General features: G+C 63.7%; 25 protein-coding genes and 1 pseudogene. 8 read left to right on the top strand and 18 right to left on the bottom strand.

Translation table 11 applies throughout. The features are described from left to right. The first annotated feature begins 64 nt into the window (after positions 1-64). Positions 65-2,089 carry a mechanosensitive ion channel family protein gene (locus AACG97_RS08915; RefSeq protein WP_115293653.1) on the top strand — a complete coding sequence of 675 codons (2,025 nt, stop codon included), beginning with the start codon at positions 65-67 and terminating at the stop codon, positions 2,087-2,089. Positions 2,090-2,208: 119 nt separating this feature from the next. Here the strand turns inward: AACG97_RS08915 and AACG97_RS08910 are convergent, their stop codons facing one another. After that, positions 2,209-3,135, bottom strand: a complete 927-nt coding sequence (locus tag AACG97_RS08910) for a class I SAM-dependent methyltransferase (RefSeq protein WP_115293652.1) — start codon at positions 3,133-3,135, stop codon at positions 2,209-2,211. A gap of 472 nt (positions 3,136-3,607) precedes the next feature. After that, complete coding sequence (locus tag AACG97_RS08905) at positions 3,608-4,507, bottom strand: DMT family transporter (RefSeq protein WP_115293651.1); 900 nt, start codon at positions 4,505-4,507, stop codon at positions 3,608-3,610. A 133-nt stretch (positions 4,508-4,640) separates the two neighbouring features. Here AACG97_RS08905 and AACG97_RS08900 point away from each other — a divergent pair, with 133 nt between their 5' ends. The 3 genes from AACG97_RS08900 (at position 4,641) to AACG97_RS08890 (ending at position 7,836) form a co-directional block, all read left to right on the top strand. Then, complete coding sequence (locus tag AACG97_RS08900) at positions 4,641-5,090, top strand: Lrp/AsnC family transcriptional regulator (RefSeq protein ID WP_115293650.1); 450 nt, start codon at positions 4,641-4,643, stop codon at positions 5,088-5,090. A 468-nt stretch (positions 5,091-5,558) separates the two neighbouring features. Beyond that, entirely contained in the window at positions 5,559-7,091 is a 1,533-nt protein-coding gene (locus AACG97_RS08895) for an NCS1 family nucleobase:cation symporter-1 (RefSeq protein ID WP_009681948.1), read from the top strand. Positions 7,092-7,107: 16 nt separating this feature from the next. Then, positions 7,108-7,836, top strand: a complete 729-nt coding sequence (locus tag AACG97_RS08890) for an aspartate/glutamate racemase family protein (RefSeq protein WP_009681947.1) — start codon at positions 7,108-7,110, stop codon at positions 7,834-7,836. A 178-nt stretch (positions 7,837-8,014) separates the two neighbouring features. On the opposite strand, the pseudogene AACG97_RS08885 reads toward AACG97_RS08890, so the two are convergent. The 15 genes and pseudogenes from AACG97_RS08885 to ccmA all read right to left on the bottom strand — a co-directional run. After that, positions 8,015-8,245, bottom strand: a pseudogene (locus AACG97_RS08885) (histidine phosphatase family protein); the annotation flags it as partial. Positions 8,246-8,353: 108 nt separating this feature from the next. Beyond that, positions 8,354-8,692: an FKBP-type peptidyl-prolyl cis-trans isomerase gene (locus AACG97_RS08880; protein WP_009681945.1), complete on the bottom strand. Its 339-nt coding sequence runs from the start codon at positions 8,690-8,692 to the stop codon at positions 8,354-8,356. 145 nt (positions 8,693-8,837) lie between these two features. After that, positions 8,838-9,245, bottom strand: a complete 408-nt coding sequence (locus AACG97_RS08875; RefSeq protein ID WP_182368907.1) for a GFA family protein — start codon at positions 9,243-9,245, stop codon at positions 8,838-8,840. 163 nt (positions 9,246-9,408) lie between these two features. Next, positions 9,409-10,197 carry a PhzF family phenazine biosynthesis protein gene (locus AACG97_RS08870; protein ID WP_197885243.1) on the bottom strand — a complete coding sequence of 263 codons (789 nt, stop codon included), beginning with the start codon at positions 10,195-10,197 and terminating at the stop codon, positions 9,409-9,411. A 50-nt stretch (positions 10,198-10,247) separates the two neighbouring features. Continuing rightward, positions 10,248-11,186: a 2-hydroxyacid dehydrogenase gene (locus AACG97_RS08865; RefSeq protein ID WP_225785741.1), complete on the bottom strand. Its 939-nt coding sequence runs from the start codon at positions 11,184-11,186 to the stop codon at positions 10,248-10,250. Between the two features lie 121 nt (positions 11,187-11,307). Beyond that, entirely contained in the window at positions 11,308-11,724 is a 417-nt protein-coding gene (locus AACG97_RS08860) for a hypothetical protein (protein ID WP_054881300.1), read from the bottom strand. Positions 11,725-11,736: 12 nt separating this feature from the next. Further along, the gene (gene ccmI, locus AACG97_RS08855) at positions 11,737-12,933 is read right to left on the bottom strand and encodes a c-type cytochrome biogenesis protein CcmI (RefSeq protein ID WP_182368891.1); all 1,197 of its coding nucleotides are present in this window, start codon (positions 12,931-12,933) and stop codon (positions 11,737-11,739) included. Continuing rightward, a complete protein-coding gene (locus AACG97_RS08850) occupies positions 12,926-13,402 on the bottom strand; it encodes a cytochrome c-type biogenesis protein (protein ID WP_054890112.1) in 477 nt (158 codons plus the stop codon). Before AACG97_RS08850 ends, ccmI begins: the two co-directional genes overlap by 8 nt. Continuing rightward, positions 13,399-13,935, bottom strand: a complete 537-nt coding sequence (locus AACG97_RS08845) for a DsbE family thiol:disulfide interchange protein (protein ID WP_009681936.1) — start codon at positions 13,933-13,935, stop codon at positions 13,399-13,401. Before AACG97_RS08845 ends, AACG97_RS08850 begins: the two co-directional genes overlap by 4 nt. Continuing rightward, positions 13,932-15,905, bottom strand: coding sequence for a heme lyase CcmF/NrfE family subunit (locus AACG97_RS08840; protein WP_178097535.1), 1,974 nt, complete (start codon positions 15,903-15,905; stop codon positions 13,932-13,934). The genes AACG97_RS08845 and AACG97_RS08840 overlap by 4 nt, the downstream gene beginning before the upstream one ends. An 11-nt stretch (positions 15,906-15,916) precedes the next feature. Then, positions 15,917-16,372, bottom strand: a complete 456-nt coding sequence (gene ccmE, locus AACG97_RS08835; RefSeq protein ID WP_009681934.1) for a cytochrome c maturation protein CcmE — start codon at positions 16,370-16,372, stop codon at positions 15,917-15,919. Beyond that, positions 16,369-16,545, bottom strand: a complete 177-nt coding sequence (gene ccmD, locus AACG97_RS08830; RefSeq protein WP_009681933.1) for a heme exporter protein CcmD — start codon at positions 16,543-16,545, stop codon at positions 16,369-16,371. Before ccmD ends, ccmE begins: the two co-directional genes overlap by 4 nt. After that, positions 16,542-17,309 (bottom strand): heme ABC transporter permease, encoded by a 768-nt coding sequence (locus AACG97_RS08825; RefSeq protein WP_054890110.1) that lies wholly within the window; start codon positions 17,307-17,309, stop codon positions 16,542-16,544. Before AACG97_RS08825 ends, ccmD begins: the two co-directional genes overlap by 4 nt. A gap of 46 nt (positions 17,310-17,355) precedes the next feature. Further along, entirely contained in the window at positions 17,356-18,033 is a 678-nt protein-coding gene (ccmB, locus tag AACG97_RS08820) for a heme exporter protein CcmB (protein ID WP_371928192.1), read from the bottom strand. Then, entirely contained in the window at positions 18,021-18,653 is a 633-nt protein-coding gene (gene ccmA / locus AACG97_RS08815) for a cytochrome c biogenesis heme-transporting ATPase CcmA (RefSeq protein ID WP_054904662.1), read from the bottom strand. The genes ccmB and ccmA overlap by 13 nt, the downstream gene beginning before the upstream one ends. A 183-nt stretch (positions 18,654-18,836) precedes the next feature. Between ccmA and fliK the strand changes: the two genes are divergently transcribed. The 4 genes from fliK to AACG97_RS08795 all read left to right on the top strand — a co-directional run bounded on the left by fliK (position 18,837) and on the right by AACG97_RS08795 (position 26,389). Next, positions 18,837-20,393, top strand: a complete 1,557-nt coding sequence (gene fliK, locus AACG97_RS08810; RefSeq protein WP_197885247.1) for a flagellar hook-length control protein FliK — start codon at positions 18,837-18,839, stop codon at positions 20,391-20,393. Next, a complete protein-coding gene (locus AACG97_RS08805; RefSeq protein ID WP_054911368.1) occupies positions 20,390-20,743 on the top strand; it encodes an EscU/YscU/HrcU family type III secretion system export apparatus switch protein in 354 nt (117 codons plus the stop codon). The genes fliK and AACG97_RS08805 overlap by 4 nt, the downstream gene beginning before the upstream one ends. A 60-nt stretch (positions 20,744-20,803) precedes the next feature. Next, the gene (locus tag AACG97_RS08800; RefSeq protein ID WP_197885248.1) at positions 20,804-23,539 is read left to right on the top strand and encodes a dermonecrotic toxin domain-containing protein; all 2,736 of its coding nucleotides are present in this window, start codon (positions 20,804-20,806) and stop codon (positions 23,537-23,539) included. 90 nt (positions 23,540-23,629) lie between these two features. Next, positions 23,630-26,389, top strand: coding sequence for a dermonecrotic toxin domain-containing protein (locus AACG97_RS08795; RefSeq protein ID WP_225785743.1), 2,760 nt, complete (start codon positions 23,630-23,632; stop codon positions 26,387-26,389). A 44-nt stretch (positions 26,390-26,433) separates the two neighbouring features. On the opposite strand, the gene AACG97_RS08790 is transcribed toward AACG97_RS08795, so the two are convergent. Then, entirely contained in the window at positions 26,434-26,829 is a 396-nt protein-coding gene (locus AACG97_RS08790) for a DUF2802 domain-containing protein (protein WP_009681924.1), read from the bottom strand. Position 26,830 lies beyond the last annotated feature (1 nt).

Here is a 26,830-nt window from a genome sequence, read left to right as displayed (position 1 = left end):
ACCCCTGCAGCCTCAGTTCCCTGAGTAACCCTGCCCCGCTCACCCCGGCCCAAGGAGTACTCCAGTGCTGCGTTTCCTCTCGACCCTGCTGCTCGGCTGCCTGTTGAGCACTCACCTGCTGGCTGCCGACCCCGCCCCCAGCGAGGACCCACCCGCCGAACCCGAGCCAGTCTTGCAAGGCGGCCTGCTGGGCGCTCTGGCCGATGGCCTGGACAGCGCTGCCAGGCAGATGGACCTCGACGCCCACCTGGTTGACGCCTGGCGCCTGCGCACCGACCGCGCCGCCCAGGAAGTGGAGCGCCTGGTCGACCGCCATTCGGCCAGTGACTCACTGCACCTGGCGGGCAACTTCCTGCTCCTGACCCTCACCTGGGGGGCCGCGTTCGGCCTGCTTGGCGGTGGTGGGCGCTGGGTCGTCAAACGGGTGTCGCGCCGCCCTTGGCTGCGCGAGCACAAACGCGTCAGTGGCCTGCTGGGGTACCTGTTGCCCTACACCTTGCCAGCCCTGGCCAGCCTGCCCGTGACGCTCTATGTGAGCCGCTTCCTCGACCCCTCCGTGGCACGCGCGCTTGGCCTGAGCCTGGCCTATGCGACCAGCAGCGGGCTGTTCTCGACGTCGATCATCCTCTGCCTGATCACCCTGTTCGACGCTGGCCATAAACGCCCTGCCGTGGCGGTGATCAAGCGCCTGGCACCACGGCCGCTGTTCCTCATCGGCTTCCTTGCCGCCTGGAGCGACGCCCTGACCAGCCCGCAGATCGCCCGCCAGCTTGGCGGCAATATCACCGCCAGCGTCGCGGTGGTCACCGGCCTGACTGCCACCTTCATCTTCGCCAGCCTGGTGATCCGCCTGCGGCGCCCGGTCGCCCACTTGATCCGCAACCGCGCGTACAAGGACCGGGTACAACACCGCGCCGTACAGGAAACCCTGCGCATTTTCTCGACACTGTGGTACCTGCCAATCCTGCTGATGATCCTGGTCTCGGCAGTCAACCTGGTAGGTGCCGGTGCCGAAAGCCAGAAAGCCCTGCAGAACGCGCTGCTGACCACCGTGCTATTGGTCTCGACGCTGTTCCTCAGCACCTTGCTGCAACACTTGCTGGCCCCCCGCGAAAGCGACCCGGCGCAGCGGGTGCGGCCCTACAAGGAACTGCTGCGCAGCCTCGCCCACGCCCTGCTGCGCATTGCCATGGCAGTGGCCTTCATCGAGCTGCTGGGGCGCATCTGGGGGTTCTCGGTGATCGACTTTGCCCTCAGCAACCGCCTGGGCCAGGCGATCAGCAACTCGCTGTCGAGCATCGGCCTGATCCTGTTGGTCACCTGGCTGCTGTGGGTGGTGCTCGATACGGCGATCCAGGAAGCGCTCAAGCCAGCTGCCGGGCGCCGCAATGCCCGCCAGCCAAGCACGCGGGTGCGGACCATTCTGCCGATGCTGCGCAACGCCATCAAAGTGATCCTGATCGTGATCTGCACCATCACCACCATGGCCAACCTGGGTATCAACGTAGCGCCGCTGCTGGCCGGTGCCGGGGTGATCGGCCTGGCCATCGGCTTCGGCTCGCAGCAACTGGTCCAGGATGTGATTACCGGGTTGTTCATCCTGATCGAAGACACCATTTCCATCGGCGACTGGGTAGTGCTGGACTCCGGCCATGCCGGAACCGTAGAAAGCCTGACCATCCGCACCCTGCGCCTGCGCGATGGCAAGGGCTTCGTGCATTCGGTGCCGTTTGGCCAGATCAAGGCGGTTACCAACCAATCACGGCAGTTCGCCTATGCGTTCTTTTCGGTGCAGTTCACCTATGACAGTGATGTGGACGCGTCACTGGCGCTGATTCATGAGGTAGGCCAGTCGATCAGCGAAGACCCCCTGCTGCGCATCAACTTGCAGGGGCCGCTGCAGGTCTTCGGTGTGGACCGCATGGACTTGAACGGGTTTGTCCTGACGGCGCAGTTCCGCACCATTTCCGGTGGGCAGTATGCGGTGAGCCGGGCGTTCAACGAACGGCTGAAGAAGCGGGTGGACCAGACTGAGAATGTGAGTTTTGCCCAGGTGTATCCGCTGCCGGTGCAGGCTCTGGGGGCTTGACGTTGCCACTACCGGCCTCTTCGCGGGCTTGCCCGCTCCCACAGGATCACCACACATCCTAATGCTGTGGAGTACCTGTGGGAGCGGGCAAGCCCGCGAATGGGCCGCCACAAGCAACATCACACCTGGCGGAATACCAAAGCCTTGAGCCCGCCCGCCGGGTCCACATCCGGAAACTCCGGCGGGTTTTCCAGCCGCTCGACAAACCCCAGCGAGGGCGCCTGCTCGGCCATCCCCTCGATCAAAAACTCCGGCCCGATCCCCGGGTCGTTCACGCACGCCAGCACCGTCCCACCCGCGTTCAACAACTCCGGCAAACGTCGCAGGATCTTCGCGTAATCCTGGGTCAGCACGAAGCTGCCGCGCTGGAAAGTCGGCGGGTCGATGATGATCAGGTCATAAGGGCCGTATTTGCGTACCTTGCCCCAGGACTTGAACAGCTCATGCCCCAGGTAGGCTACCCGCGAGGCGTCGTGACCATTGAGGCGGTGGTTGTCCCGGCCGCGCGCCAGGGCCGACTTGGCCATGTCCAGGTTCACCACCTGCTCGGCCCCACCGGCCACCGCTGCCACCGAGAAGCCGCAGGTGTAGGCGAACAGGTTTAGTACCCGCTTGCCCGCCGCCTGCTCACGCACCCAGCGGCGGCCATAGCGCATATCGAGGAACAGACCGTTGTTCTGCCGCACGCCCAGGTCCAGCAGGTAGGTCAGGCCGTCCTCGACCACTTCGCGTTGCTGGCAGGGTTCGCCCAGCAACCACTGGCCCGGGCTGTCAGGCAGGTAGCGGTGCTGGATGATGATGGCCTGGCCGGTCCACAGTGGGCGCTCGGCCAGGTTGCGCAACATCGTCTCCAGCTCGGCCAGCTGGCCTTCGGGCGGTTCGCGGAACAGGGCGACCGACAGCACCCCCTGCAGCCAATCGACCGTGATCTGCTCCAGGCCTGCCCAGCAGCGGCCGCGGCCGTGGAACAGGCGGCGGGTTTCCTGCGGGGCAGGGTCGAGGGCGGCGAGCAGGTGTTGCTCGAGGGTGGCGATTGGGGATGTCATGACAGGTCGCAGGCTGGCAAAAGCGGCATTCTACCCGCTGAGGCCGCTTCGCAGGCAAACCAGCTACCGCATAAATTTCAAGCCCTGTGCAGTACCTGTGGGAGATTCTATGGTTTCTGGCAAGGGTAGCCGGAGCATCTTCAGCGCCTGTGAGATCGAGCGCCGCCCGCGCGGCGCAATCGCGAGCTGCGCTCGCTCCTACGTTTGTTTCGGGCCAGTAACGCCTGTGACAGGCGCGCGCGGCCGCCTTGTTTGTACGGCGCGATATTGAGGCATGCACCAAGGCGTTCGCGCGCGAATCCCACAGGAATAATTGGCCCGAAACAAACGTAGGAGCGAGCGCAGCTCGCGATTGCGCCGCGCGGGCGGCGCTCGCTCTAACAGGCGCTGCCATACCTTGTGGCAAACACCTGTCAGCCCTAAGGCGATCCCTGTGGGAGCTGGCTTGCCTGCGAAAGGGCGCTTCGCGGCCTCAATGGCCCTTGATGACCAACGACTTGGGTCTGAACCACCACCCCTGCTGCATCCCTGCCGCCGCCAGCAGGATCAACGCCACCCCCAGCCATTGCAGCGGCGTCAGGCGGTGGTCGAAGGCCACCCAGTCGACCAGGATCGCTGCAATGGGGTAGATGAATGACAACGCCCCGGTCAATGCCGTGGGCAAGCGCTGGATGGCGCTATACAGCAATACATACATCAGGCCGGTGTGCACAACCCCCAACGTCAGCAAACTGGCCAGCGCCGGCATTTCACCCGGCAGGCCGCCCAGCTTGGCCCAGGGTGCCAGCAACACCACGCCGGTGCTCACCTGGATCAACGCGATCAGATGCGGCGGCGTACCGCTAAGCCGCTTGATGATCAATGCCGCGATGGCGTACAACAGCGCCGCGCCCAACGCCAGGGCAATGCCCAGCAGGTAGTCCTCGCCACCCCCCTGCGCGGCGCCATGGGCACTGACGATGGCCAGCATGCCGAGGAACGCCACACTCAGCCAGCTCAGCTTGGCCAAGGTGATTTTTTCACCCAGAAACAACGCCGCCAAGCCTACCAGCATGAACGGCTGCACGTTGTACACCGCGGTACCGATGGCAATCGACGCCCGCGAATACGAGGCAAACAACAGCAACCAGTTGCCGACGATAGCCACGCCGCTGGCTATCGCCAGCAGCAGCGCCGGGCGGCTGATCACGCCGGGGCGCAGAAAACCGAACGCGGCACAGATGGCCAGCAAGGCCACGGCACCGAACACGCAGCGCCAGAACACCACCTCCAGTACCGGCAGGCCGGACGCCAGCACGAACCAGCCGATGGTCCCGGAAATCAGCATGGCCGCTACCATTTCCAGCGACCCCCGGCGCAATGAATTGTCCATCCCACACCTCCTCTCGTCGATGGCAACAGTATGCAGAGGGCCCCGTGCAACCTTCCAGCCGATTAGCAAGGCAAACTCATAATTTTGCCTTTACTATCAAGGCAAATTACGCCACCTACCCTTTGAGGTGCATATGACCGACGCCATCGACCAACTGTTGATCAACGCGCTGACGGAGGACTCACGCCGCTCGCTCAAGGCCCTGGCGCAGGTAAGTGGGCTGTCTGCCCCCAGCGTCGGCGAGCGTTTGCGCCGGCTGGAGGAACGTGGCGTGTTGCGCGGGTACACGGTCAATGTCGACCCACGTGCCTTCGGCTACCAGTTGCAAGCCATCGTGCGTATCCGCCCACTGCCCGGGCAATTGCAGGAAGTCGAGCGGCAGATCATTGCCATCCCCGAATTCACCGAGTGCGACAAGGTCACCGGCGAGGACTGCTTCATCGCCAGGCTGCATGTGCGCTCGATGGAGCAGCTGGACACCCTGCTGGACCGCATCAATGTGTTGGCCGAGACCAACACCGCAATCATCAAGAAGAGCCCGGTCAAACGGCGGTTGCCGCCGATGGGGCCCGCACAACCCTGACTGAGGGGCCGGCGCGCAGGGAAAGGTGAAAGCTGACTATTTTTTGTACACAAGAATGTCACCTTAAGTGCCATTTTTGTGTGCAGTTCTCCAAGCGGCGCCCCAATACGTTACACCCCCACAACAACTAATTTTGACCATTTGATCAAGTTATCCTGCAAACCAAAAATAAACTTGTTCAAATGGTCAATTTATAACGCCTGTATTTCAGCTAGTTATCCCACACCTGACTCAATCCTGAAAAAAACACTATCAAGAACTGGATTCTATCTGGCACAGAAATGGCTTTTGTGTGCTTATGTTTTGTATACAACTTAAACAAAACATAAATACACAATAACCTGCGGCGCCGACCCAATACCGGCCGCCGCGCCTACAACCCTGTGATGCCAACGCTGCATAGACGAGATGGCGAGCCCGTGCGCATGCCCGCTCATCGCAGTCCATGTGCATCAGGAGCCCGCCGGAATGAGTAGCAGCCTCGATCTTGCCCCTGAACAATCCGTCGTCAGCACCCACCCCAATTCCACCCTTGCCGGCCAGCATCCCGAACTGGCCCTGAGCCCACGCCTGCATAACCGCGACCTTGCCCCCACGCGAAGCGAAGGCCGGCGTTGGGGTGGCTATAGCATCTTCGCGTTGTGGACCAACGATGTGCACAACATTGCCAACTATTCATTCGCCATGGGCTTGTTCGCCCTCGGCCTCGGTGGCTGGCAAATTCTGTTGTCGTTGGCCATTGGCGCCGCGCTGGTGTACTTCTTCATGAACTTGTCCGGTTACATGGGGCAAAAAACCGGGGTGCCGTTCCCGGTCATCAGCCGCATCGCCTTCGGTATCCATGGTGCACAGCTTCCGGCGCTGATCCGGGCGATCATCGCCATCGCCTGGTTCGGCATTCAGACTTACCTGGCCTCGGTCGTGCTGCGGGTACTGCTTACCGCCGTATGGCCGCACATGGCCGCCTACGACCACGACAGCATTCTTGGCCTGTCGAGCCTGGGCTGGGTGTGTTTCGTGGCGATCTGGCTGGTGCAGCTGGTGATTCTTGCCTACGGCATGGAAATGGTACGCCGCTACGAAGGCTTCGCTGGCCCGGTGATTTTGCTGACCGTGGCAGCGCTGGCGGTGTTCATGTACGCCCAGGCTGACGCGCGTATCGCCTGGTCGGTGGCCGAGCCCCTGACCGGCTACGAGATGTGGCGCAACATCTTCGCCGGCGGCGCCCTGTGGCTGGCGATCTACGGCACCCTGGTACTGAACTTCTGCGACTTCGCCCGTTCCTCGCCATGCCGCAAGACCATCCGCGTCGGCAATTTCTGGGGGCTGCCGGTGAACATCCTGGTGTTCGCGGTGATCACCGTGGTGCTTTGCGGTGCGCAATTCCAGATCAACGGGCAGGTCATCGACAGCCCCACGCAAATCGTCGCCGCCATTCCCAGCACCCCCTTCCTGGTACTGGGCTGCCTGGCGTTCCTGATCGTCACCGTGGCGGTCAATATCATGGCCAACTTCGTCGCCCCGGCCTTCGTCCTCAGCAACCTGGCGCCGCGCCACCTGAACTTCCGCCGTGCCGGGCTGATCAGCGCCACCGTGGCGGTACTGATCCTGCCGTGGAACCTGTACAACAGCCCGCTGGTGATCGTGTACTTCCTGTCGGGGCTGGGCGCCCTGCTCGGCCCGCTGTACGGGGTGATCATGTCCGACTACTGGCTGCTGCGCAAAGGCTGCATCAACGTGCCGCAGCTGTACAGCGAAGACCCGGCCGGCGCTTACCACTACAGCAAAGGCATCAACCTGCGCGCCGTGGCCGCGTTCCTGCCGGCCGCACTGCTGGCCATCGTGCTGGCCCTGGTGCCCAACTTCCACAGTGTGGCGCCGTTTTCCTGGCTGATAGGGGCCGGCATCGCCGCCGCACTCTACCTGCTGATCGCGCCGCGCAACCGCCAGTACCACGATGTCAGCGGCGAGTGCATCGCCGTCGACCACAGCAGCCATTAATCAGGGAAGACTGCCCATGCGTATTCTGATCGCCAACGTCAACACCACCGCAGCCATCACCGAGGCCATCGCCGAACAGGCCCGTACGGTAGCCGCGCCCGGCACCGAAATCGTCGGCCTCACCCCCTGGTTCGGCGCCGAATCGGTGGAAGGCAATTTCGAAAGCTACCTGGCAGCCATTGCGGTGATGGACCGGGTACTGGCCTACGAGGGCCCCTACGACGCCGTGATCCAGGCCGGTTATGGCGAACACGGCCGCGAAGGCCTGCAGGAGCTGCTGAATGTGCCGGTGGTAGACATCACCGATGCCGCTGCCAGCACGGCAATGTACCTGGGCCATGCCTATTCGGTGGTAACGACCCTGGACCGGACCGTACCGCTGATCGAAGACCGCCTGAAGCTTTCTGGCCTGTATGACCGCTGCGCCTCGGTGCGGGCCAGCGGGCTGGCGGTACTGGAGCTGGAAGCCGACCCACAGCGTGCTGTGCAGGCGATTGTGGAGCAGGCCGAACGCGCCGTACGCGAAGACAAGGCCGAGGTGATTTGCCTGGGTTGCGGCGGCATGGCCGGGCTGGACGAGCAGATCCGCCAGCGTACCGGGGTGCCGGTGGTGGATGGCGTGAGTGCGGCGGTGACCATTGCCGAAGCGCTGGTGCGCATGGGGTTGAGTACCTCCAAGGTGCGCACCTATGCCACGCCGCGGGTGAAGAAGGTGGTGGGTTGGCCGATGCGGTTCGGCCGCTAGTCCTTTAGTTGCCAGTGCCGGCCTCTTCGCGGGCACGCCCGCTCCCACAGGGCCCCCACAGCCTTCAGGCTTGTGGTTATCTTGTGGGAGCGGGCGTGCCCGCGAAGAGGCCGGCACAGGCCAACACATCACCCGGGCCAACCGCTGCACTGCCACAGCCAAGGACTAAAACCCTCATGTCGGGCAGCAGCGTGGCCAGGTCCAGCGCACGGTTGAGGCCCTGGCAGTTCAACTGGCCTAAGCCCTCGCCGGGTTTCTCGGCATGGCGCAGGAACACCAGCGTCTGGGTGCCATCCACCGGTTGCGCGCGGCTTTCGACAGCCTCCAGCGCCAGCGGCACGGCGACAGCTGTAAGCACCAGGCTCAGCAGCAGGTGACGGCGACGGCGGAAGAATGTTGGCAACTTCATCAAGGCAGGCTCGTGTGGCAGAGAAATCGGGTTACCCGCCACATCGCCCCGACAATTGCGGGACGCCATCAGTAGTGAATGCCATCCTGAGCGTTGCAAAACGGCCGCTCAATCATCCCGCGTCAGCACTTCCAGCAACTCTATCTCGAAGGTCAGGGCCGAATTCGGCGGAATCGCCCCCACACTGCGCTCGCCATAGCCCAGGTGCGCCGGTACCAGCAGCTTGCGTTTGCCGCCCACGCGCATGCCCATCAGGCCCAGGTCCCAGCCTTTGATCACCCGGCCGGTGCCGATCACGCACTGGAACGGCTTGCCGCGCGACCAGGACGAATCGAACTCACTGCCATCGGCCAGCCAGCCGGTGTACTGGGTAGTGATCAGGGCGCCTTTGACGGCGGCTTTGCCGTCCCCCTCGACCAGTTCGATGATCTGCAGTTCTTGGCTCACGGGCATACTCCAACGCTTGAAAACAAAGCCGCCCTTTTCTCAGGAATGCATCGGTTTGGCAAGCGCGCGTGGTGTTTCGTGCTGGCGCTTCGACCACAGCACACCGCCCAAATGTTTGCCGAGTGGCTGCTGGCGCAGGCCTGAATCAGCTGTTCTGCTCGAAGACTTCCTGGCCGGTCAGTTCCCTGGTCTGGTTGGCGAAGCAGTACCAGGCGGGTTTCTCTTCGACGAAAATCTGCATGTTGAAATCCCAGTCCTGGTCGCCATCGAGCAGGCCGACCGGTATGGCATGGAAGTCGTTGGCCTTGAGCCGGTAGTACAAGTGCGTGCCGCACTGGCCGCAAAAAGCACGCTGTGCCCAGTCGGAGGAGTCATAAACGCTGGGCGCCCGCCCCTCGATCAGCGGGGGCTTGCTGCAATCAACCACGAGCAGCGGGCCACCGGTCCACTTGCGGCACATGCTGCAATGGCAGGCGGTGATGTGGGTATCGTCGACGGTGATGGTAAGCCGGGTGGCGCCGCACAGGCAGGTGCCGTGTTTTTCCAGGGCCATGGCTGGCTCCTTGAACAGGGGTTGGGCCATGTAGGAGCGGCCTTGTGTCGCGATGGGCTGCAAAGCAGCCCCCGGATTGACGCATCAACGCGAAAATCGAGGGGCCGCGTTGCGGCCCGATCGCGACACAAGGCCGCTCCTACAGGCAGACGGTGTCAGCCTGTTAAATATAGACAATTCCGCGCAGGTACAACGCCGCCCGCCCGCTGATGATCACCCGGCCATTACCCGGTACTTCACACAGCAACTGCCCTTTGCGCGCCCCGCCCTGCTCGCACGCCAGCACTTGCTTGCCCAGCCGCTCGGCCCACACTGGCGCGAGCGAGGTATGCGCCGAACCCGTCACCGGGTCTTCGTTCACACCCACGTTGGGGCCGAACCAGCGGGTGACGAAATCAAAACCACGCCCTGCTGCAGTCACGGCAATGCCGCGCACATCGAAGGCCGACAGTGCAACGAAGTCTGGCTTCAGGGTATCGAGCAGCAATGCGTCATCGATCACCACCACATAGTCGTCACTGCGATACAGCGCCTGCGCCTGGCTCAGGCCCAGCGCTTGCAGCAGGCCCTGCGGCATGTCCTCGGCGAGTGGCTGCTTGGCCGGGAAGTCCATGGCCAACAGGCCGTCCGCACCGCGGCTGACGCGCAGTTCGCCACTGCGGGTATTGAAACGCAGCGCCTGCGCCTGCTCGCCCAGTTGCTCGAACAGTACATAGGCCGAGGCCAAGGTGGCGTGGCCGCACAGATCGACTTCCACGGCCGGGGTGAACCAACGCAGGTCGTAGGTTTCGCCATTGCGCACGAAGTAGGCGGTTTCCGACAGGTTGTTCTCTTCGGCAATGCGTTGCAGTACATCGTCCGGCAGCCAGCTTTGCAAGGGAATCACAGCTGCCGGGTTGCCGCCGAACGGCTCAGCGGAAAAGGCATCGACCTGGAAGATTTCGAGTTGCATGCACACGCTCCTTGTTGCCTGGGCGCTGCCAGGCAGATGTCTGAATAGGGTTACGGGCGTACCGGCGTCAATACCGGCTCACCGGCAAAGAACGCCTGCAGGTTGCGCAGCACCAGGGTCACCGTATCGCGCGCCGCCTCGGGTGACTGTCCGGCTACATGGGGCGTTAGCACGGTGTTGGCCAAGGCTTTCAATGCATCGGGCACAGCCGGTTCGTCGTCGAACACATCCAGCGCGGCGCCGGCCAGTTGGCCACGTTGCAGTGCGGCAACCAGGGCCTGGGTGTCGACCACGCTGGCCCGGGCGATATTCACCAGATAACCTTCGGCGCCCAGCGCCTCCAGCACCCGGGCATCGACCAGATGCCGGGTATTGGCACCACCGGGGGTGGCCACGACCAGGATATCCACGGCATCGGCCAGGTATTGTGGGCTGTCATACCAGGTGTAGGGCACACCCTGGCGCGGGGTGCGGCTGTGGTAGCTGACGGGCATGTCGAAGCCGAGGTGGGCGCGTTTGGCGATGGCCAGGCCTACGGCGCCAAGGCCGAGAATGCCCAGGCGCTTACCGCTTACCGAAGGGCTGATCACCCGGTTCCACTCGCCGCGGCGAGTGCTGGCATCGCCGCGGGGGATGTCGCGCAGCAGAGCCAGCAGCAGGGCCAGGGTGTGGTCGGCAACGGCAGCAGCATTGGCCCCGGCGCCGTTGGTGACGGTAATGCCGCGTGCGGCGGCGGCGGCTAGGTCGACTTGTTCATAGCCGGCACCGATGACGCAGATGATCTGCAGGTTGGGCAGTGCATCGATTTCGACAGCGGTCAGGCCCAATGGGCCGCGGGTGAGCACGGCGTCGATTTGATTGGCGTGGCGCCGGATGGCATCAGCCCGCTGTTGGGGTGACGGGGCACGAATAAGGCGGTAACCGGCCTGCTCCAGCAAGGGCAGGTAATCATCGACGGTTTCCACGAGTACCAGGACTGTCTTATGCATGCCGCCTCCGTTCACGAAGGGGCATTATGCGGACTGACGCTACAGTACAGTCAATCGCTAATTATCGGTCGAACTGTACTGTACGTGCACCCCTGGCAGTGCGTGGGGCCTGGCAAGCTCGCTACTGCGCGAATGCACGCCCCAACCCACCTGGCACCCCGCTGCTGTCGGTTTCCTGCCAAGGGCCATTCGGGCTCAGCGACCAGCTCCAACCGTTGTCGAAGCGGTAGTAGGTCCGCTGCCGGTAGAACGTGTTGGGTTGTTTATCCAGCACATAGACGCCCAGTTTCGGATCCCAGTGGCTGGCACCACCCGGCGGTGGCGCGAAGCTGGCCGAGGTACGCGGCATCGGCTTGGGAATGGCCGCCGGCTTGCCTGGCTGGGTAGAAGGCTGGCCGCCGGGCAATGGCTTGACCACCGGCCCCTGGGGCGGCACCCGCTCTATCGGCGGCTCGGGGTGCTCGTAGGGCTGCTGCGTCGTACACGCAGACAAACCCAGGGCCAGGGTAATCAGGGTCAGGCGGACGGCGCTGTGCATGGCATTGCTCTCTTACGGATCGGGGCTGTCGATGGTCAGGTGTTGGGTAGCCTGGGTCGCGCTGGACAGGGGTGCACCTTGGCCGATCCACTCACCTTGGGTCGGCTGACCAGCACGCGACACACGTGCCATCAGTTGGACTTCTGCAAAGTCGGACAGTTTCATCTGCGGCATCATCGCGTCCGCATCAGAAAGCTCCACCTCGATCGGCAACTGCGCCACTGTCACCCGCTTGGCCGCCAACGGCATCGGTGGGCCATTGCTGGCGCGGGCGAAGATGAACACCGTGTCGTCCGGCTTGACCTTGTCCCGCAACGCCGCCGCCAGTTCCACCCGCACCTTCAGGCGCGCCGCGACCGGCGCGGGTTCGTTCGCCCGCGCCGGCGAGCTGCCCAGGCGCTCGGCAGCGCGGTCGATGCCGCCTTGCAATGCCGCGCGCGATGCATCGCCCTCGGGCAACTGCGCCAGCAAACGCTGCCAGTAATCGATGGCTTGCTGGTAACGCTCGCCTTCGAAAGCGGCGATACCGCGCAGCCCCAGGCTGGTGACTTCGTTGGGGTCGCCCTTCAAGGCTTCGTCGGTGAGGGCCTGCAGCTGTGGGCTCCACTGTTTGTCAGCAGCAAAATACAGGGCTTGCGCCCACTGCCCCAGCAGCTCTGGCTGACGCCCGGCCAGGGCCACGGCACGTTCAAAGGTACGCGCAGCATCTGCCGGGCGCTGCTCGGCCATGTAGGCACGGCCGAGGAAGTACACGGCTTCGGCCGAGTCTGGCTGGGCTTGTACCACACGCTCCAGGCGCGTGGTCATTTCCTCCATCGACTTCGGCGCCTGGGCAAACTCCTGGGTCAGGGCCACCTTGTCGGCTGCGCCGAAATGCAGGTACAACCCCAACGCCAGCACCGGCACCAACACCGCGGCCAGCAGGGGGAATGCCTTGCCCAGGTGGCCTTGGCGCGGGGCGTCAGCGCCCTCGGTGTCGGCCAGCAGCTCACGGGCGGCTTCGTCGCGGCCCTGGGCCAACTGCGCTGCGTCCAGTACCCCGGCAGCCTGCTGCGCAGCCAGTTCGGCGACCCGCTCCTGATACAGGGCCACGTTCAGGGCGGTACGGTCTTCTTCCTGTTGGCGACGACGGCCACGCAGGATCGGAATCAGCAGGAAGCTGAGGGCAGCGAGCAACAACAGGCCCGCGCTAAGCCAGAATTCAATCATGGGTCGGTTCTTTTTCCAGCAGTTTGGCGAGACGCTCGCGTTCTTCAGCAGACAATGCATCGGTGCCTGGCGTGGCACTGCCACGGCGCCGGCGCACGATCAGCGCCAACACCACGAACCCGCCCGCCAGCAGCAGCCCTGGGCCGAACCACAGCAGCCAGGTGCGACCACTGAGCGCCGGCTTGTAGCGCACGAAATCGCCATAGCGGTCGACCATGAAGTCCACGATCTGCTGGTTGCTCTTGCCCTCGCCCAGCATGCGGAAGATCTCCCGGCGCAGGTCGGCAGCGATGGGGGCGTTGGAGTCGGCAATGTCCTGGTTCTGGCACTTCGGGCAGCGCAGTTCCTTGGTCAACGCCTGGTAACGCTGGCGCTCTGCCTCGTCGCGGAACTGATAGGTATCGATGGCCGCCTTGGCCACGCTGGCCAGGCTCATGCCCAGCAGCACCGCTGCCAGCCAACGCCTCATGGTTTGGCCTCGTCGACCAGGCCCTGGTACAGCGGCGCCAGTTGCTCACGCCACACCGTGGCATCGACGATGCCCACATGCTTGTAGCGGATGATGCCCTTGGCATCGATCAGGAATGTTTCCGGCGCGCCGTACACCCCCAGGTCCAGGCCCAGGCTGCCCTGCTCGTCACGGATGTCCAGCTGGTAGGGGTTGTGGAAATCGGCCAGCCATTTGCGCGCTGCGGCGTTGTCGTCCTTGTAGTTGACCCCGTGAATCACCACGCCCTGCTGCGCCAGCTGGTTCAGGTACGGGTGCTCCACCTTGCACGACGGGCACCAGGTGGCCCACACGTTGACCAGTGCCGGGCGGCCGTGCAGGTCAGCCTCGGTCAGGGTACGGTCGCCCTGGGTCGAGGCCAGGGAGAACGCCGGGAACGCTTTGCCGATCATTGCCGAGGGCAGCTCGTCGGGCTTGAGGAACAGGCCCTTGTAGAGAAACACCGCCACCAGCAGGAACACTGCCAGGGGCACTACCATGATCCAACGCTTCATGCAGCTGCTCCAGACACGCCCAGGGCTTCACGCACCCGGGTCTTGACCTTGACGCGGTAGCGCCGGTCGAGGGCCGCCAGCAACCCGCCCAGGGCAGTCAACAGACCGCCCAGCCAGATCCAGCGGACATAAGGCTTGATATGCACGCGCACCGCCCAGGCGCCGTTCTCCAGCGGCTCGCCGAGGGCCACGTACAGGTCGCGGGTGAAGCCGGCATCGATGCCGGCTTCGGTCATCATCGACTGCTGCACGGTGTACAGGCGTTTTTCCGGGTGCAGGGTGGTCACAGCCCGGCCATCGCGGCTGACCACGATCGTGCCTTTGTCGGAGATGAAGTTGGGCCCTTCGAAGTGCTTGGCACCTTCGAACAGGAAGTGGTAGCCACCCAACTCGACGCTCTCGCCCGGCGCCATGCGCAGGTCGCGTTCGGCGCTGTTGTTGCTCGACAACACCACGCCCAGCGCGCACACCGCAAGGCCCAGGTGCGCCAGCTGCATGCCCCAGTAACTGCGGCCCAGCCCCGGCAGACCCTTGACCAGCCCCTTGTGGCGCGTCTTGTCGAGGATGTCACGCAGCCCGCCGAGCACCACCCAGGCAGCCAGGGCGAAGGCAGTCAGCGTCGGCCAGTCGAAGTCATCGACGATCAGGCCGGCCAGCGGTGCAAGGATGGCGCTGCCCACCAGCACCGGGCTCATCATGCTCACCAGCCATTTGCCCGGGGTGTCCTTCCAGCGCACCACCACGCCAATGCTCAACACCACCATCAGCAGCGCCATCAACGGCAGGAACAACGCATTGAAATACGGTGGGCCCACCGACAACTTGGCCCCGGTAAGGGCATCGAGCACCAGGGGGTAAAGGGTGCCGAGCAGGATCATGGATGCCGCCACCACCAGCACCAGGTTGTTGGCCAGCAGCAGTGTTTCCCGCGACCACAGGGCAAAGCCTACCTGGCTTTTGACCACCGGCGCGCGCAGGGCGAACAAGGTCAGCGACCCCCCGACCACGAACAGCAGGAAGATCAGGATGAAAATGCCCCGCGACGGGTCTGCGGCAAACGCGTGCACCGAGGTCAGCACGCCGGAACGCACCAGGAAGGTGCCCAGCAGGCTCAGCGAGAACGCGGCAATTGCCAGGAGCACGGTCCAGCTCTTGAACACCCCGCGCTTTTCGGTCACCGCCAGCGAGTGGATCAGCGCAGTGCCCACCAGCCAGGGCATGAACGAGGCGTTTTCCACCGGGTCCCAGAACCACCAGCCACCCCAGCCCAGTTCATAGTAGGCCCACCATGAGCCCAGGGTAATGCCCACCCCCAGAAACGCCCAGGCGACGATGGTCCATGGCCGCGACCAGCGCGCCCAGGCGGCATCCAGGCGGCCACCGAGCAAGGCGGCGATGGCGAAGGCAAAGGCCACCGAGAAGCCCACGTAACCCATGTACAGCATGGGCGGGTGCACGATCAGGCCGAAGTCCTGCAGCAGCGGGTTGAGGTCGCGGCCGTCGGTCGGCACCTGCGGCAGCATGCGCTGGAACGGGTTGGAGGTGATGATCAGAAAGCTCAGGAAACCTACGCTGATCATGCCCATCACTGCCAGCACGCGGGCCAGCATCACCTGCGGCAACTGCCGCGAGAACACCGACACGGCAAAGGTCCAGCCACCGAGAATCAGCGCCCACAACAGCAAAGAGCCTTCGTGGGCGCCCCACACGGCGCTGAACTTGTAGTACCACGGCAAGGCGCTGTTGGAGTTGCTGGCCACGTAGGCCACCGAAAAGTTGTCGGTCATGAAGGCGTGGGTCAGGCAGGCGAAGGCGAACGCCAGGAACGCGAACTGCCCCCAGGCCGCAGGCCGTGCCAGGCTCATCCACAGGCTGTCGCCGCGCCAGGCGCCAAGCAGCGGCACGCTGGCCTGCACGGCTGCAAAGCAGATGGCCAGGATCATCGCCAGCTGGCCCAGTTCAGGTATCACCAGTGCGGCGTTCATGGCTTGCTCCCCCCGCCAGCGGCTGCCTGGCCGCTTTCCTTGAGGGCCTTGGTAACCTCGGGCGGCATGTATTTCTCGTCATGCTTGGCCAGCACTTCATCGGCTACCACCACGCCCTGGTCATTGAGCTTGCCCAGGGCGACGATGCCCTGCCCTTCGCGGAACAGGTCGGGCAGGATGCCGCGGTAGGTGATCGGCACCGATTTGTTGAAGTCGGTGACCACGAAGCGTACGTCCAGCGAGTCGGACGAGCGTTGCACCGAGCCTTTCTCGACCATGCCGCCCGCGCGGATACGGGTGTCCAGCGGCGCTTCGCCATTGGCAATTTGAGTGGGGGTATAGAACAGGTTGATGTTCTGCTGCAGTGCGCTCAAGGCAAAGCCGACGGCAACCCCGACGCCGACCAACAGGCCGGCGATGAGCAACAGGCGTTTCTTGCGCTGCGGATTCACTGGTTGTTCTCCCGGCGCAAACGGCGCGCCTCTTCTTGCAGGTAGCGACGGCGAGCCAGCAGCGGCGCGGCGACATTCAGCGCCAGCACCACCAGGCAGATGCCATAGGCCGACCACACGTACAGGCCGTGGTGGCCCATGGCAAGGAATTCGCCGAAGGTGGCAAAGCTCATGGTGCGGCCCTCCGCCCAAGGCTGTTCAAGACTTCGTCCTTGACCCAACTGGCGCGCGCCTCGCGCTTTAGCACTTCCAGGCGCATGCGCAGCAGCAGCACAGCGCCGAAGAAGCAGTAGAAACCCAGCGCCGTGCACAGCAGCGGCAGCCACATTTCTGCCGGCATCGCCGGTTTTTCGGTGAGGGTGAAGGTGGCGCCCTGGTGCAGCGTGTTCCACCACTCCACCGAGTACTTAATGATCGGGATGTTCACCACGCCGACGATCGCCAGCACCGCACAGGCTTTGGCTGCGCTGTCACGATTACTGATCGCCTGGCCCAGCGCAATAATGCCGAAGTACAGGAACAGCAGGATAAGCATGGACGTAAGTCGGGCATCCCACACCCACCAACTGCCCCAGGTCGGCTTGCCCCAGATGGCACCGGTGACCAGCGCCACCGCGGTCATCCAGGCGCCGATCGGGGCGGCACATTGCAGGGCGACATCGGCCAGCTTCATCTTCCACACCAGCCCCACCACCCCGGCCACGGCCAGCAGCACATAGCAGGACTGCGCCAGCATCGCCGCCGGCACGTGGATATAGATGATGCGGAAGCTGTTGCCTTGCTGGTAGTCCTGGGGGGCGAAGGCCAGGCCCCAGGTGATGCCGACCAGCAACAGAAGCACGGCGGCAGTGGCCAGCCATGGCAGCATGCGGCCGCTGATGGCATAGAACCATTTCGGGGAGCCCAGCTTGTGGAACCACGTCCAGCTTATTTTCATCAGGGTACATCCAGGGTATTTGCCGGGCTTGAGAGCCCGGGACTCGTTATTCGCCGACGCTGATCTTCAGCCCGGCCGCTATCGCAAAGGGTGCCAGGGTCACGGCCAGGGCAGTGAGGCTGGCGAGCCAGAGCAAATGGCCGGTTGCCGGCATATTCTGCAACGCCGCTTGCAACGCACCACTGCCCAGGATCAATACAGGGATATACAACGGCAAAATCAGCAACGCCAGTAACAAACCACCGCGCTTGAGGCCAACGGTCAGCGCCGCGCCTACTGCACCCAGCAAGCTCAGCACTGGCGTACCCAGCAGCAGTGAAGCAAGCAGCACCGGCAGGCAGTGGCCGGGCAAGCCCAGCATCAAGGCCAGCAGCGGCGCCAACAATACCAGCGCCAGCCCGGAAAAGATCCAGTGCGCCAGCACCTTGGCCAGCACCAGCAGCGCCAGCGGCTGCGGCGACAGCACCCACTGCTCCAGCGAGCCGTCCTCGAAATCACTGCGGAACAGGCCGTCCAGGGACAGCAGCACCGCCAGCAACGCGGCCACCCACACCAGGCCCGGCGACAAGGTTTGCAACAATTGGCTCTCGGGGCCAACCGCCAGCGGGAACAGGGCCACGACGATGGCGAAGAACACCAGCGGGTTGGCCAATTCGGCCGGGCGCCGGAACAACAGGCGCGCTTCACGGCGCAGCAACAGGATGAATACGCTCATGCCGCCCATTGCCCCAGGTTCAGTTCACGGTAACCGCCTGGCTTGCGCGTCAGCGTATGATGGGTGGTCAGCACGACGGTGCCGCCCTGCTCGCAGTGCGCCGCCAGGTGTGCTTCCAGTTGCGCCACGCCTTGCTTGTCGAGGGCGGTGAACGGCTCATCGAGAATCCACAGCGGCGGGCCGGCCAAGTGCAAGCGGGCCAGGGCCACGCGGCGCTGCTGGCCGGCCGACAGGGTGTGGCAAGGCACATCTTCGAACCCGCGCAGGCCCACCGCCGCCAGCGCTGCCCAGATAGCGTCGCGGCTGGCCGGTTGATGCAGGGCGCACAGCCAGGTGAGGTTTTCCTCGGCGGTCAGCAGGTCCTTGATGCCGGCGGCATGGCCAATCCATAGCAGGAGGCTGGCCATGGCATGACGCTGCTCAGCCAACGGCTTGCCCCCCAGCAGGATCTGCCCGGCGGTTGGCTGCATCAGCCCGGCCAACAGGCGCAGCAGGCTGGTCTTGCCACTGCCGTTGGGCCCACTGATCTGCAGCATGTCGCCCGCGCCCAGCTCGAAATCGAGTTGCTCGAACAGCAGGCGCCAGTCGCGCTCGCAGGCCAGGCCTGCGGCTTGGAGGTGGAAGGTCACGGTTTCGCCTTATGTGTAGAGGGCCTCAGGTCGGTGTTGCCTGGTTGGCAGGCGAGCCAACCTGAAGCCCGTGTCTCAAGTCGCCCGGTGCGCTGCCGTTATACTGGCAACCACGGGCGGTCGGCATTATTGCACGCGCCGCTGCGCTGCCAAGAGGCCGGGTCCGACAGGTTGTATACAATCATGACTGAAATCAATAGTCTCGGCGCACAAACTGCGCTTGGCAACCAAGCCACCAAGGCGGCCATGACCGGCGAGGTCCTGCGCCTGGTCCAGCCCCAGCCCGGTTTGCTGGCGCCCGGCGAAACCGCGCAAGCCCAAGTGCTGGCGTTGCGTCAGAGCGGCCAGGAGTTCCAGCTGCTCCTGCGGCTGGTCCAGGCCAACGGCGCACAGACCCAGCTGCAGGCCAGCGCCGGCCAACCCCTGGCCCCAGGTAGCCAGGTTACCGTCAGCCAGACCGAAGGCAATCGCCTGGCCATTTTATTGCAGCAGGCCACTGCCAGCCAGGTCGCCACCCTGACCCGCCTGGATACCCGCGAGGTACCTGTCGGCACGCTCCTGCAAGGCAAGGTCCTGACCAACCAGGCATTGGCCCAGTCGCCTGGGCAGGCGCCGGTCTATCGGGCACTGATCAGTTTGCTCAACAGCGCCCAGGCCGGCGCCACCCTGAGCGTCGACAGCCCGCGCCCGTTGGCCGTTGGCAGCCTGCTCAGCGCGCTGGTGCAAGGTGATCAGTCACTGCGCTTCGTGCCACTGAGTGGCAGGCAGGACCAACTGAGCATCGCTCAGCAGCTAATGACCCAACAGAACCGCCAGGCCTCGCTGCCCAGCCTGCTCGACGCGCTGCAGCAGCTCACCCGCAGCGCCGATGCCCCTGGCGACCTGCGCGCCAGCGCCGAACGCCTGCTGGCCGGCCTGCCGGACGTACGGCAACTGGCGGACGCCAAAGGCGTGGCACAAGCCCTGAGCAACAGCGGCGCCTTCCTTGAAGCAAAATTGCTGGGGGGCTACCCAGCCGCTGTCGCCACCGACCTCAAGGCCCACCTGCTGCGGCTGGTGGCGCAGGCACCGAACCTGCCGCCCGGCACGCCAAGCCTGGCTCCGGACAGCCTGGCCGTGACCATGCCCGCCGTGGCACGCGGAGCCCTGGGCCTGCTCGAACGGGTCAGCCCCAAGCCACAGCCTGGGGCATTCCCGCTGCCGTCGCGGTTGCTGAACGCGCTGGAAGACGAAGGCGACCTGCAACAGCTGCTGCGCCTGGCCGCAGCGGCCATTTCCCGCCTGCAGAGCCACGCCATGAGCAGCCTGCAACAAAGCGGCACACTGGAAAACGGCAACCTGCAGACCACGTGGCAAACCGAAGTGCCGATTCGCCACGGCCAGGAATTCATTCCCCTGCAGGTCAAACTGCAGCGCGAAGAAACGCCACGCCAGCAGGCCGATCGCGAACATGAAGCAGCGGACTCGCTGCGAGCCCTTTGGCGTATCGACCTGGCTTTCGACCTGCCCCCGCTGGGCCCCATGCAGGTCCAGGCCCAGTTGAATCAAGGGCAGCTGTCGGGCCAACTGTGGGCCGAGCGCGAGCAGACCGCGCGCCTGATCGACAGCCAGCTGGGCAGCCTGCGCGAACGCTTGCTTGCCCGCGGCCTGGAGGTCGGCGACCTGGAATGCCGCGCGGGCATCCCACCGCAAGGGCCCCGTACCCGAGTAGAACAACGCTGGGTGGACGAAAACGCATGAACGACCGACAACCCCGCCAGGCCATTGCCTTGAGCTACGATGGCCAGCAGGCGCCGAGCCTGACGGCCAAAGGTGACGACAGCGTAGCCGAGGCCATACTGGCCCTGGCCCGCGAGCACGACGTTCCGATCTATGAAAACGCCGAGCTCGTACGCTTGCTGGCGCGCCTGGAACTGGGCGAGCAGATCCCCGAGGCGCTGTACTTGACCATCGCCGAAATCATCGCCTTTGCCTGGCAACTGCGTGGCAAGGTGCCCGTGGGCTTCGACGACGAACCGCCGGGCGAGCGCGACATTACCCCTGCGCCTTCGCCGATGAACGTGCTGCCAGGGGATGACAGCATTAATTAGCACTTGACCGGTGTGCCCGCTGGCTACCCTGCAACGCCCGATAGCCACGGACACCCAACGATGAACTTCCCACAACCCATGAAGCAGCGCCTGTTGCACAGTGCGCTGGCCCAGATGCCGCGCCCCGATACATTGGCCGACAAGTTATTGCGCGACTGGCTTGCGCAACGCGGTGTGCTCCTGTCCCCCGCTGACATCGACGTCGTCACCTTCCACTACCAGGACGCGGAGCGCGAAGAGGGCCAGCCCTGGCTACCTCCACAGGCCAAGGTGATTCAACGCACCAGCCTGACCGATGCCCTGCTGGCCAACTGGCAAGGTGAACCGAGTACAGGCAGCGGGGGGCTTCACATTGGCGATTGGGCGGGTATTGCCCCGCTGCATGCGGTGACGTTTGTCGACCGTATGCGGCCACCTCCCCTGCTTTCCAACGCGATGTCCTACCTGGTCTTCAACGGCCTGTACCGACGTACCGCGAATCAGGAGCTCAGCCCGGCGACACTGCTGCCCATCCGTGCCGAAGTTTTTCAGGACTATGTGTGGGGCTTGCACCTGCACGAACGGCTGAAGGCCCAACTGGACAGCTACTGGCAGCAAAGTCGGAAAGAATACGCACGCGCACTGGAAATGGCCTTCATCACCGCCTGCAACAAGCAAGTCAACGAGGGCAGCCTCAGTGTCCCTGCCTGGCGCCTTGCCTGGCAGGCCGCCGGCCTGTTGCCCCTGGATACGCGGGCGATAACCACCCGCCTGCTGAATGTGTACGGTTATCACAGTACATCGATCATCTACATCAAGGCCGACGACAGCAGCACCGTCGTCCTTTATATGCCGGGCAACGCGTCGCCCCTGCACGAATTCCCGGACCTGTCTGCGCTCAAGCACTGGTTTGCCGAGCAATGCAAAGACCCAGAACGCCGCGAGTGGCTACAACAATGTTTCTCACCCGCGGACTGGGAGGACGGGCTGGAATTCAGCGGCCTCATCACGGCCTTGAAAGGGCTGGGCTGCTATCCCGCCGCGCATACCCTGCCCGACGATCATCCCGGCTTTGCCACCAGTGGTACATGGGCCCCTGAAGATACCATCGAGTTTGGCTCGCCAACCACCAGCTTACCTATCACAGGTAACCTGTTCGATCACTTGGCCAATCGCCAGAAGCAGCGCAGCTACGACGACCTGGATTACCGCGTCATCACCAACCGCCAGGTCGTCAAGACGCATTGGGGCAGCTACCTGAACGTTGCCCAGTGCTTGCTGGCACCTTTATGCGTGGTGGTGCCCGAGCTCCTTGCGGTGATGGTGCTGGGCGGCGTGGCACAGTTCAGCCTGGGCATGGACCAGGTGATCAACGGCCACTCGCTGGACGAGAAAGTCGAAGGGGTCGAGAACCAGGTCTTCGGCCTGTTCAATGCCTTGCCCTTGCCTATCGGCATCGCCCGCGCCAGCCAGGCGTTTCACTACCGTTTGCCAGGTTTGCTACGGCCGTCCCAGTTGGCGGATGTGCTGGGCGAAGCGGCCAATGTAAGCGTGCCGACGGATGCATTGCAGTTGATACCGGCACAAGCAGCGTTTCGTGAGACGGTACAGATTCCGACAGGCTCACAAAGGGTGGTAGTGACGCACGTTGGGGATGATATGGGCCACTATTTCGAAGGTGCATTCCAGTCGTCACAAGGGTTCAAAATGCAACCTGTGGTGTACGACTTGCACACCGATAGTTTTATCAAGCTCTCTGAATACAAGCAGGCAACGCCTGAGCGCTGGAAGATTGACACCGGCGAACCAGCGGGGCTAGTGCGCGTTGCCAATGCCCAGCGGGTCGTCACCGACGCACAGCGCATGTTCACCCTCCGGCAGTTGGGCATCGAACTGGATCTACCCATCGACTACACGTACTTCAACACCCTGGAACGTACGCCGATTCCGCGCATCGTTTCCAGCATTTGGGTGGGTGACAAGGCCATTTCCCCTGTTTTCCTGGAGGCGCTCGTACACAATGCCCAAGCGCTGGAAAACAGTGATTACCAGTACCAACTGTTCCTCTCGCGGCAAAGCCCCAGGGCCTATGACGCCAACCTTACGCTGCTCAGGAGCAGGACACTTCACATGAGCGTCCTGACGCTCGAGGATCAACCGTTCTACCAAGAGTTCACGCGGTCGCCCTATTTCGCCCAGTACCAGGCAGCACTTGGAATTACCAACCCAGGCATCACCAATTACAGCTCGGCCAGCGACATTCTGCGCTACCGCATGCTCAAGCACATCGGTGGTTTCTATCTGGATGCCGACGACCGCGTGCTCAACGCCGCTTCGGGGCCAGGCACCTCGCCGCTGACCAACCAGACCTTGCGAACGACCACCAATGGCTTGCTCCTGTACCCCCCGGTATCCAATGATCAACTGGGTTTCTACGTCAAATACAACAACAGCATGATCGGCAGCCACCCCGGCAACCCCACACTGGACGCCATTTCCGAGGCCATCCTGCAACGGTTCCAGCTAGACCCCACGTTTTACACTGAACGGCCCGATCGGGTATTCAACCCTGTAGGCTTCAACGCTTATGCTCGCCGCCTCTGCCGCCTGACCGGGCCTGGGGTGCTCAATGATGTGATCGACGCGCAGCTGCCCTGGCTTAGGCAGTTACGCGGCATGTGCAGACTGCTGATTTCGCCTCTCTACGACCTGCACGGCACCCTCGACACGAGCCAGTTGACCCAACTGATTCGTGAGCATGTGCCGCTGGACCGGTTCTTCGAGGCAGGTCGGGCGCATAGCTGGGAACACAACTGAAGGGCCATAGCAGGCGTATGTAGTTATCTACCACTGGCGTGCAGCAGCATCCTGCAACCTTGCAGCTCCCACTCACGCAAGGTAACCACGATGCGCACTACCGGGATCAACGCCACTGGCGTGCACTATGTCCGCGATCATTTGAACCATGTCCCTCGGCCCGATCGCCAGGCCAGCCAGGCCGTGAAGCAATGGTTCGCCGAGCAGGGCCATGACCTCGACCCCGACCGGGTCGATGTGGTGACCCTGCACTACCGTTCCGACCGCAAAGGCGGCAGCCTGGCAGAGATCAGGCAATGCATCAGCCTAAGCCAGGCCGTGCTCAGCAACTGGCAGGGCGAAAGCAATAACGACCTGTTCGGCGCCTTGTTCCGTGCGCCCTGGGCCGGCACTTTGCCAGAAGGCCCGGTGCGGATCGTCAATGCCCTGCCCGCCCGGGGTTTCAACCACTATGGCGCCGAATTTTCGATCTTCAATGGGCTGTTCCGGCGCACCGAACCACCGCGCTATGACGCCACTACCCATGTGCCGGTAGACGCCGAAAGTTTCCAGCAATTCATCGAGAACCTGGACTTCCAGGCACCCTTCAAGAACACCCTGCACACCTACTGGCGCGAGCACATGAGCGCACACCGCCTGGCGTGCAAGCTCAATTTCATTGCCGCCTGCAACAAGCAGGTCAGCGAAGGCAGCCTCAGCGAAGCCGCACGGAAATTGCTGTGGCAAGCCGCCGAGTTGATGCCGCGGGTCGACAAGCTGCGCATGAGCACCCTGAGCATCTATGGCTACGCCGCCACCGACCTGCTTTACCTGTGCAACCCAAGCACGGACCTGACAGTGCTCTACATACCCGGCAACAGCTCACCTTTGCTGGAGTTCGCCAGCGAAAATGCGCTTAAGGACTGGGTCGGCGAGCAGTGCAAAGACCCACTCAAGCGTGAAGCCCTGAAACAGCATTTCCGGCTGGCGGACAGGCCACAGGGCGTGGATTTCAGCGGGCTGGATACCGCACTCGACGGGCTGGCCGAGTACCCCCGGCGCCACGTGTTGCCGCCGGAACACGGCATGTTCAACGATGATGGCATCTGGCCGCCGCGCACCTACGTCAACTACCGGCCAAGCCGCTACAACCCGAGGATCACCGGCGACTTGTTCCAGGCGCTGGCCGAGCGCCAACGTCAACGCAGCTTCGACGACGCCGACTTCATCATCACCAGCGACAGCCAGGTCAGCAAAGCCAAGTGGCGGGGCTACCTGCTTACCACCCTCAATTTACTGGCACCGCTGTGCCTGGTGGTACCCGGCCTGGCGCCGGTGCTGGCGCTCGGTGGCATTGCGCAGTTGGGCCTTGGCCTGGATGAAGCGATCAACGGCAAGACCCTGCAGGCACGGCAGGACGGGGTAGCCAACATCACCTGGGGGCTGTTCAATGCAGTGCCATTGCTGTTGACAGGGGCGTCCAAAGCCTCGGCACTGTTCCAGTTCAAGAGTGATGGCTTCGTGCCGCCGATTCGGCTCAACGACCAGATCGGTTACCCAATGAGCCCGGTGCGCGCCCCCATACTGCTGGCCCCGGCGCCCGAAGGTGCGCCCTACTTCCATATCTGCGAACCGATCCCGCCGCTGCCGCAAGCAGACCCGCTCACCGCCGAGGCCGTGATCCGCAGGCCGAGGTACAACGGCATGCCGGACACCCTGGAATCGGTGATCGACGACTACATCAAGGAGGTGGTGTATGACCTTGAACGGGATGCCTTCATCCTGGACGAGGACATCAACGACGTTGAGCCCGTTGGCTACGTGGCAAGCCCCGATGCTCGCGGCCTGGTACCCGAGCCCCGCGAGCGCGTAGTCACCGACGCGATGCGCACCGCCACCCTGCGCGCGCTGGGTATCGATCTGGTGCTGCCGGGTGAAATCCCACACGCCCCTGCCAACAGCTTGCCCATCCCCAAGCGGATTTCCTGCCTCTGGGTAGGTGACAAGACCTTGCGCCCGGCCTTGCTGAGCAACCTTGCCCACAATGTCGCGGCGCTGGAAAACAGTGATTACAGCCTGCGCCTGTTCCTGTCCACGGCCAACCCTGGCGCTTACGAAGAAAACCTGCGTCTGCTGGCCGAACAGGCGCCGGGGCTGCAGGTGCTACCCCTGGAAGAACAGGCGTTCTTCAGGGCATTCCAGCAGACCAAGTACTATGCCCAGTACGACGCGGCGCTGGACGGCAATGGTGGCGTGGCCACCAACTATGCGTCGGCGAGCGATGTGCTGCGCTACCCGCTGCTGCACCATGAAGGGGGGTTGTACATGGACGTCGACGACACGCTACGGGTGCCAGGCAAGGCCAGGCAACCAGAGCACGGCGAACCACCTGCAACGCCCACCGAAGCGATCAATGAGGTGGACCTGTGCATCCCGCCCAACGGCTTGCTGCTGGCGCCGCCGATGGCCAACGAGAAACTGAGCATGAACTGCCTGTACAACACCAGCCAGATCGGTAGCCACCCTGGCAACCCGACCCTGGAGGCGATCAGCGAGGAAATGCACGCACGCTTCCGCATCCATTCGGACTTCTATGACCACAGACCTAGCCTGGCCGAAGACCCACTGAACTTCTACCGGTATGCCAGCCGCCTGAGCTACCTGACCGGCCCGCGCCTGCTCAGCGACGTGATCGACCAGCAATTGCCCAACCTCGCAACCTTGCGCCAGATGGTCAACCTGTACAACATCCCGCGCATCAATACCGCCACCTTCATCAACACCAGCGCGCTGAGGGAGGCCGTGCACCAGCAATTGCCGCTCAACCGCATCGCCACGGTCGGCGGCAATCACTCCTGGGTCCAGACCTGAACCTGGGCGCAGGCCTGAGCGGGCCTTGAAGCGGCCCGCCAGGCTCAGTCGCTACGGTGCAGCTTGCTCATCAGCTCTGCCTCGGCCTGGGTCAGGCCGCAGCTCTCGGTCAGCTCGGCGATGCTGGCGCCCATGCCGACCAGCTTGGCTGCCTGGGAGAACGTCACGTTATGAGGGTCGCGTTGCTCCAGTTGCTGGATCCGGTCCGGCAAGGGGGCAACCGCCACGTTCAGCTCGTGCAGCGCGTCCCCCATGCGCACCGTGACGTTCTGGTAGTCATCCAGGCGTTTGGCGAGGTCCTTGATGCGCTGGTCGCGCAAGGCATCGCCCACGGCCTGCTGCGCGGCCACTTCGCGCTGGCGTTTGCTGTAGTTGAGGAAGAACCAGAGGCTCAAGGCCCACAGCAACGCCAGAAAGATTACCGCAACCTCGAAGATCAAC

Source organism: Pseudomonas sp. Nvir (assembly GCF_963778085.1).
Classification (GTDB): Bacteria; Pseudomonadota; Gammaproteobacteria; order Pseudomonadales; family Pseudomonadaceae; genus Aquipseudomonas; species Aquipseudomonas juntendi.
The sequence above is the reverse complement of the archived record's forward strand: the minus strand, read 5'-3'. Positions and strand labels throughout refer to the sequence as shown.